Origin of the sequence: Rhizobium sp. SEMIA 4085 (assembly GCF_013004495.1) — a bacterium.
Classification (GTDB): domain Bacteria; phylum Pseudomonadota; class Alphaproteobacteria; order Rhizobiales; family Rhizobiaceae; genus Rhizobium; species Rhizobium gallicum.
In genome coordinates this window covers 1-7,983 of sequence record NZ_JABEPH010000287.1, presented here as the reverse complement: position 1 = coordinate 7,983, position 7,983 = coordinate 1, and the positions used below count along the sequence as shown (strand labels likewise).

The following is a 7,983-nucleotide window of genomic DNA, read 5'->3' as shown; positions in this document are numbered from 1 at the left end:
CCGCGCCCCCCGCATTGAGCGTGCCCTGTGCAATCGGCGCCCCCTCAGGAGCATCAGCATCCAGCACGTCTCCCGGATGCGGTCCTCCATAGCGTCCAGGCGCCGCCAAGTCTCGGGCAGGCCCTCGGGTCCAAGGGCCCACTGGCGCGGGCGCTCCTTGTTCATCCGCACGGCCCGCGAGACGGGGTTCGGCGGCAGGTCGTGAATCTTGCCGTCGCCGAGGCGAAGATGACTGACGAGGACTCCCGCTCTGTTCTGTGGCGCAAGCTTCGTTCAACGCTTCACAGACATCGGCAATTCCCCGATGCAGATTGGTCGCTGGACGAGCCTGTTTTGATCACCTTGGAAGAACTCTACCATCGGTTTGCTCCTGCCGATCCGATCGAGCGGGTGGCATGGCTTTTCGACCAGACTGTGGAACTCCCTGACCGCGCTTCTGCCGGCTGGGAAACGGAGGCGCGCGATATTGAGGAAGCGCGCAAGCGAGCAGCGGCGGCAGTATACGAAGCAGGAGGAATTCTGGCGATCCAAAAGCTCGCACGACGAGCAGAAGCTGCAGGTTATATTGGCAAAGCGCTCTACGATGCAGGTCTGCCTTCAACCGAGTTCGATAGCCTGCTTGAGTTTTTCCTCAAAGCCGAGGATCCCTCGGAGCGGGATGTCGCGCACGGTATTGTGGTCACCGCGTCTCGTGAACGCGAGAAAGAATGGTTCGAGGGCCTGATCGAAAAAGCAGTTGCTGAGAACTGGAACGAGGAGGCGCTTCTCACATTGCTTCGCGCCATGCCTGCCGAGCGCTGGGTCTGGGAGCGCGTCTCCGAAATCGGCGGCTCTATCGAGACGACATACTGGCGGACTGCGCGGGTCATGTGGATTGATGATCGCGAGGATGACATCGTCTATGCGGTCCGCAAGCTCATTCAGATGGGCGTGCCGCTGCGAGCGGTCGGGCTCGCTGGCCGGATGCGGAAGTCCGATCTTCCTTCGGACCTTGTCATCGAGGTACTGCGCGAGGCAGCAAAGCAACCCTTCACTGGCGATGTAGACCATAATGAACTCGGCATGTTCCGCCATCATGTTGCGGAGCTCATGCAGATCCTGGACAATCGCGATGATGTCGAACGGGACGCGCTCGCGACTCTTGAATGGAACTATCTTGAAGTCCTGGAGCATTCCCAGCGACCAGCAAAAGCGCTTCTCGCCGAGCTGTCGGAGCAACCAAAGCTTTTTGTCGATCTCCTGAAAGCGGTCTATCGAAAAAGTGATGATGAAGACAGTGACGCGGACGACCCTGTGCCCGGAACACCGGAAATGGCGAAAGCAGTGGCGAGCCGGGCTTATGCATTGCTCGGACACTGGAACAGAATTCCCGGGACACAGAACGATGGCTCAATCGATCCGGTCAGACTGACCGAATGGATCAAAGAGGCGAGGAAGCTTGCCCGCGAGGCGGGCCGCCTGGATATCGGCGATAGCCGCATTGGGCACATGCTCTCCTCTTCACCAGACGGCAAGGATGGAAATTGGCCAGCCGAGGCCGTTCGAGAGGTGATTGATCTGTTCCACAGCAAGGAAATGATCGACGGCGTTGTCGTGGGCAAGATGAACCGCCGCGGCGTGACGACCCGTATGCCTCGCGACGGAGGATTGCTGGAGCGACGGGAAGAAGCGCGCTATCGTAACTCGGCTGATGCGATCATTTTTGATTATCCCCGCGCAGCCAACGCTTTGATCCGGCTTGCTGACTATTACGAGCAAGACGCCAGACGCGAGGACGAACAAGCCGAACGGCTGGATTGGGGAGGATAAGCTTCCGTTCTTGCCGGCACACATTGCTTTAGAACTTTCATTTCGGCGAGTTTATGATGTTTGACGTCAATCCAGGACAAATAGATAGCCTTACCAGTCTGCAACTCGTCCAATTGCTCGGCCGCCTGCTTCATGCCGAAGCGCAGGCCGCTGACGTGCCGTTGGGAAACATCAATGTTCCTCTGCAGATTACCATCCCTGACGGTGGTGAGGACGGGAGAATCGTTTGGAAGAACGGACGTGACTCGACCAACTATCTTCCAGGGCGTCAGAACTTTTTTCAATGCAAGGCGAGCAATTTCGGAAGGGACGGATGGAAAAAGGAGTGCTGGACCAAGTCGAGTAGACGTAGAGGCACAACGCGTGTCCTCGCACCGGCCCTGAAATCCATCTCGGCAGTGAATGGGCACTATGTCGGCTTCACGACCGAAGCGCTGACGGGTCAAAAGATCGACGATTATGCCGCCGCGATCGAAGAGGGGATCACCGAGGCCGGTGGAGATCCGAATAGGCTCGGGTCGATAAAGCTCTATGGCAGCAACGAAATTGCTGCCTGGGCGACGTCGCACCCTTCCGTCGCGATCTGGCTCGGAGAGATTGCGCATCGCCAGACACTCGGCGGTTTTAGAACGGTTGAGGCCTGGGGCCAACGCGGTGACTTTGTTGACCAGCCCTATGCCGACGATGGCGACAACCGCTACATTATCGGTACGACGCGAACCCGCGAACTCAACGGCTCGGACAACAGCACATCCGCGAAGGCCGCCTGGGCCAAGGTTTTAGAGCACGTGACGTTCCCGGGTCAGTCGGTGCGGATCTCCGGTGCATCTGGATTGGGCAAAAGCCGATTTGTCTACGAGTCGCTCAGATCGAGTTCGTCGATTGTGGCTGACATCGTCAGCAATAGCACGATCTTCGCCGATTATCGCGTGGTCTCTAACACTCTGCTTCCAATCGCGGCGCAACTGGCGGATGGACACCATGACATCCTCCTTGTCGTCGATGAGTGCCCAAGGGAAGCCGCAATCGAGCTCGGACAACTTGCGGGAGCTGGCCCAAGTCGGCTTCGAGTCATTACCATCGATACCGATGATCGGCCGCTGGACAAGGCTACCCTGCATCTTTCGGTATTGCCGAGTGATGGGGATTTGATCGGCGCAATTATCCGCTCGAAGAACCCGGATGTAACTGAAGCAACCATCTCCCGCTTGCGCGATGTCTGCGGTGGTTACCCAAAGTTCGCTGTTCTCGTCGCCGCCACCTGGGATCTTTCCACCGTCGCGTTTGAGACGATTGACGATATCGTCAACCGTGTGTTGAGAGGGTCGTCAGTCACTGGGACCGAAGAGATCAGGGCTCTTGAATGCTTGGCAATGTTTGACCGACTGTCGATCGAAGGTGAAGGCAATCCGCTCGATCTGGTCGCTAAAGATTTCGCCCGGATGTCTGGCGATGAGATGTATGAACACCTCTCAAAAGCTCAGGATCACGATCTCGTTGGGCGCTACCGCGATCAGTTTGCAGCACAGCCCCGACCGATTGCGGAACACTTGGCTCATCGCCGTTTAAAGCTGGTAAGACCGTCGCTGCTGGAAAAATTCGTGCTGGGCGCCCCGGACGAGCTTGTTCTTTCGTTGCTTCGGCGTTGGCGCTTCATGGACGCATCACAACTTATCCGTGACGCTGCTTCCGCAATTGCCGATGGGCATCTGTCGACCCCCGGCGCCGTGTTGACAGCTAGAGGCTCGGCGATCCTCGATGCCCTGGTCCATATCATTCCGGACAAGGTGGCAGATCGCCTTCACCACCTGATTTTGCCCTGCTCGAACCAGGTCCTGGCGGATGCAAAGGAAGCGCGGCGCTCAATCGTGGAGGCGCTTTCAAAGTTGATGTTTCGGTCGCGGTCGTTCAATACCGCCGCGCGTCTGCTCATGAAACTTGCCGCAGCCGAAACCGAGGAGTGGGCCAACAACGCCACAGGTCTCTTCAAACAGCTCTACCAACTTCAGCTCAGCGGTACGGAAGTATCGCCGGCTGAGCGTTTCGCCATTCTTGACGAGGGTCTCGATAGCGAAGATGAGGCAACGGTCGCGCTCTGCGTCGACGCCCTGGGAAGCGTATTTACAAGTCATTTTTCGAGATTCGGGGCGACGGATGAGATTGGATCGGGCGAGCCCCTGAAGGATTGGTCCCCTACCACGTGGGACGAGGTCGACGAGTTCCATGTCGAGGGACTGAAACGTCTGCTGGAGATCCGGAAAGGCCGTCCCGAACTAGCGGATCGATGTGAAACCATCATCACCCGCGCCACACGCCGGGTGCTGAACACAGGGATTTATCGCCAGCACGGCGAGGCGCTCGTCGAGATCGCCAAGGAAAAAGGTGGTTGGCCCGAAGCAATCGAAAGCGTTGGTCACTGGCTGTATTTCGACAGAAAAGGCGCTAAGGCCAAACGTTCGCGTTATATACGGGATCTCTACACACGGCTTTTTCCAGAAGACCCGATCGACAAGGCGATACTTTTTACCAAGTTCTGGAGCGCCGACATTCGAGACCCCGATGCGATCTACAGGGAGAGCGACAACGATTTCCGGTACTCCGAACGGGCAGCAGAGGCGTTGGCCGATGAAATCGCTCAGAATGATGAGATGACACTCGAGGCAATCGGCCGGATGATGCCACTCGACCTGAAGACGGTTGGTCCTTTCGCAGAAAGGCTGTCCAGGCGGGCTCGCCAGCGCAAGAATGTTTTCGATACAGCTCTGGAACTTGTCGATGAAGGCGGCACCGGGATGAGGATGTTGCGAGGCATTCTGCGTGGGATTGATCTTGAGGATCACTCCCTTGCTGATGAGTGCCTGAAGAAAGCTGTCGAAACGCTCCCTGTAACCGTTCCGCTGATTGATTTTTATTCCGCCCTGACGATTGATGATTCTCGCATCGACAGGGTGGTTGCGGAACTTCAGGCGGGGAGGATCAAGCCCGTCGAATGCGCGTATCTGTCATACGGGCGCGGCTTGGACGAACGTTCCGCTTCCAGCGTCTCGCGATTGCTGGATGAGCTCGTCAATCATGGAAGCGACGGTGCGTGGACTGCCCTTGAGATTGCAATGATGTATCGTCATGGCCAACCACTCTTTCCTGAATTTGCTGCTGAAATTGGAAAACTGTTATGCAATCCAGCATTGATAGCTGGAAATCGCGACAGCAATCGCGATGCGCATCTTTTCGAAGATCTGACCAAGCAAGTTCGCAATGCGATCGGTGTCGACGCCGAGCTCGCCGACGGACTGGCCCAGCAGATCGAGCGACTTGCTGGCTCGGAGGAGTGGGAGATATTTTCGACGCTGAGCGCGCCAATGCGCGATCTCGTCTCTGTTTTGCGCGAAGATCAACCGGACGTCCTCTGGGCTCACATAATACGCTTTTATGACAACGCGACGCCGATAGAGCGCGACCGGCTTCATCGTTTGATCGGGCCGAATTCTGATCGGTTCGAAAAGTCAGCTCACACGGAGGCCGGACCTCTTTACGGCATATCCAAGGATCGTCTCTTCAGTTGGGCGGATGGAGTTCCAGACCACCAGGCTTTCCTCGTGGAATTTTTTCCGACTCTCACGATCGGGGAGGATGGTTCGGCATGGGATCCGGCTTTCGAGGAACTTGCAGCGCGCTATGGTAAGGCGAGGGAATTCCGAGCGGCCGTGGCCGACAGGATCCGACCCAAATCCTGGTCCGGATCTATCGTTCCTCTTCTTGAAGTTTATTTGGATCCCCTCGCAAGTTGGTCAAAACATAAAATCCAAGCGCTTGCGACCTGGGCAAAAGACCAGCATCGTCGTCTCGAGAGCAGGATCGAGCGCGAAGCTCAGCACGACCGCGAGATCGGGCTATAGAACATGGTCTGCCTCTGATTGCCGCGTCCGCGGCATCTTTTAGGGCTAGGTGTTCACAGAATCACAGTGGAGCTCGGGTTTCTAATCATATGTCGGCGATGTGATGTAACGCTGGCATGGAGCACGCGTCGTTCGCTCGACTAAATTAGATAGATAGTTGCAATTACATCCTGCGGGAATAGAGGTTATATATCAATGACTTGACTCTAAATGCGCCTTCTTAACGAAAAGATGGATTTGAATAGCTTAGCTTTTTTCCTCAGGATCACTGGTTCGAGTCCCTTCAAGATCCCGAACACTCTTACACCGACAAGGTTCAGAGCGAATCCGCCGCCGCCATTTCGGATGCATGGCGCCGGCGTTGGTTAACTGAAAAGCCGCAGAATAGAAAGCCTCCAGAGGACGGAGGCCCTCGGGCCGCGTAGCGTCCGAATAAGTCTTCGGTATGATATTGATAGGACGGAACATTCGGCGCTCTTGTTCAGAGAAACGGAGCAATAGTAGTCAGTATTTTGAATATCCCGGCCTTTTGGCTAATATCTCCAAATCAGTAGTAGCCGATGCCAGCCAAACTTTCCGGTTTACCGAGTTCGCTGAGCTGTTTGGGATTATCTAAAGAAGCCCGTTGAAAATAGAGAATGATAATTTTGTTGTAATTTATTTTTTTAAGAATATCCAATTTTTCCTGTTGATCTCATACGGAGGAAGGAAGCTGTGAGTTTTGGGGCTAGAGTCCGTGTTTCCAGGCAGTCTAGGGATTTGTCGCAGACCGATCTTGCCCATGCCGTTGGGACATCGCAAACGTGTATCCACAATTGGGAAAATGATAATACCTATCCACGGCCTGCCAATATGGTGGCTCTAGCAACGGCTTTAGGGGTCACGCAGCGGTTTCTGGAAGAGGGCGAAGGGGGGTGTTTCAATGGGCATGACTGTGGACGAGGTGCTGAACTCTGCAAAAGCCGAATTGGCCCGCGTCCTCCATACTACGGCTGATCGCATTGAGCTCAAATTCAGCATGGTGTCGTAATGAATGTAGAAAACCCGCTTGAGGTTTTCGCTAATGTTGCCGCCATTCTCACGGCAATCGTCGCGGTATGGGCATACGGTCGCTATTTATGGGTACAGCGCCAAAGACGGCTGCGCCTCGAAAATCATCTTCGTGAAGAACGCCCCGTTGGAGATCAGGGCCACCGGACACTACTTCATCTCGTTGCTCATCTGGGAATGTCAGAGGCCGAGATCATCGATGCGGCCTTTAGGAGCAAGGTTATACGCCGCCGCGTCTCTATAGACGATCAAGGACGCGCGGATCGGCTGCTTCTCGAATACGAAAGCGGTAACCCGGAGGATGACTTGCCAAGACGCAGCAAAAAGAGAGCGGTGTTTTAGCCGCCCCATCGTTTCAGGCCGCCTTGCTCTTGTTTTCCAAAATCGACGAAGGTGTGAGCCTCTCACAGGCGCGCAAACAATGGCGCTCCATCTTCATCCGCAATTCGGTCAATTGCATTTTCTTTGGAAGAACGCGAGCTGATCCTTAGATACGACAGGGATTGACGACCATAAAGTGTGAAATTTTCAAACCGCAGTGGATGCACCTCCTCGAACATTTCAGGTTGGTCGCGCAGTTGCTGGCGTAGCTCCTAACAAGCGACCGAGAATGTTTTTGCCAAAAAACTCACCTGTGTCATTGACCCTTGCACCCCAATACTCATCTTTTCGGGAATCTTCGACAATCGGTCGATCTCCCGTTGCGAGCAGCAGATTGGAAAATTTCCCTCGGTTCTGAACTAACTTCACGCGTAGGCACCAACATCTGTCCGCTCGATGATCTGACCGCCTTCGGTTCCCCGCTCTTTTGAAAGAGATCCAGGCCGCTTCGCCATTATTGCCCCTCGTGACTACTCGAGCGCGCATGCCCAAGGATCGGATAAAGACGTGACGGCTCCAGCAGGGCGCAGCATCAACTTTCCCGAACTCACGACACCAGCTGCTACGTTCATCAGATATAATGGCCGTTCAGGCGGATAGATGAGACTGGTTGTCATTAACCAATTTCGAACTCCAGCCAGTAGTCGCCTTGTTGAGTAACCCCGTCGACCGGGGTTGGAGCGTCGCTGATGACGAACGGATCCTCGCGTTTTATCAGCTCTGCCAAAAGAGCAGGATGCGGGATACCTTTCCAACGAGAGTAGGGGGTCATTGAGATCATCGCACGAACCTTACCGTCGTGTCTGTTCTCCTTGCCCACCAGATCTCGCAGCCATGTTGCCGGGGT

The 7,983-nt window shown here is 55.3% G+C and carries 4 protein-coding genes; 3 read left to right on the top strand and 1 reads right to left on the bottom strand.

The window, feature by feature from the left end; all coding sequences use genetic code 11:
* Window positions 1-201 precede the first annotated feature (201 nt).
* From C9413_RS23525 to C9413_RS23510, 3 genes are all read left to right on the top strand, one after another.
* Window positions 202-1,809: a hypothetical protein gene (locus C9413_RS23525; RefSeq protein ID WP_052451682.1), complete on the top strand. Its 1,608-nt coding sequence runs from the start codon at window positions 202-204 to the stop codon at window positions 1,807-1,809.
* Between the two features lie 113 nt (window positions 1,810-1,922).
* On the top strand, window positions 1,923-5,705 hold the full coding sequence (locus tag C9413_RS23520) for a hypothetical protein (RefSeq protein WP_170250969.1): 3,783 nt from the start codon (window positions 1,923-1,925) through the stop codon (window positions 5,703-5,705).
* Between the two features lie 1,029 nt (window positions 5,706-6,734).
* Window positions 6,735-7,097, top strand: a complete 363-nt coding sequence (locus tag C9413_RS23510) for a hypothetical protein (RefSeq protein WP_082046627.1) — start codon at window positions 6,735-6,737, stop codon at window positions 7,095-7,097.
* Between the two features lie 655 nt (window positions 7,098-7,752).
* Here the strand turns inward: C9413_RS23510 and C9413_RS23500 are convergent.
* Window positions 7,753-7,983 (bottom strand): hypothetical protein (locus C9413_RS23500; RefSeq protein WP_210263594.1); only part of this gene is annotated, 231 nt, incomplete at its 5' end.

Coding starts and splice junctions, on each gene's coding strand:
- C9413_RS23510 (WP_082046627.1), top strand. CDS start 6,735: ATGAATGTAGAAAACCCGCTTGAGGTTTTCGCTAATGTTGCCGCCATT.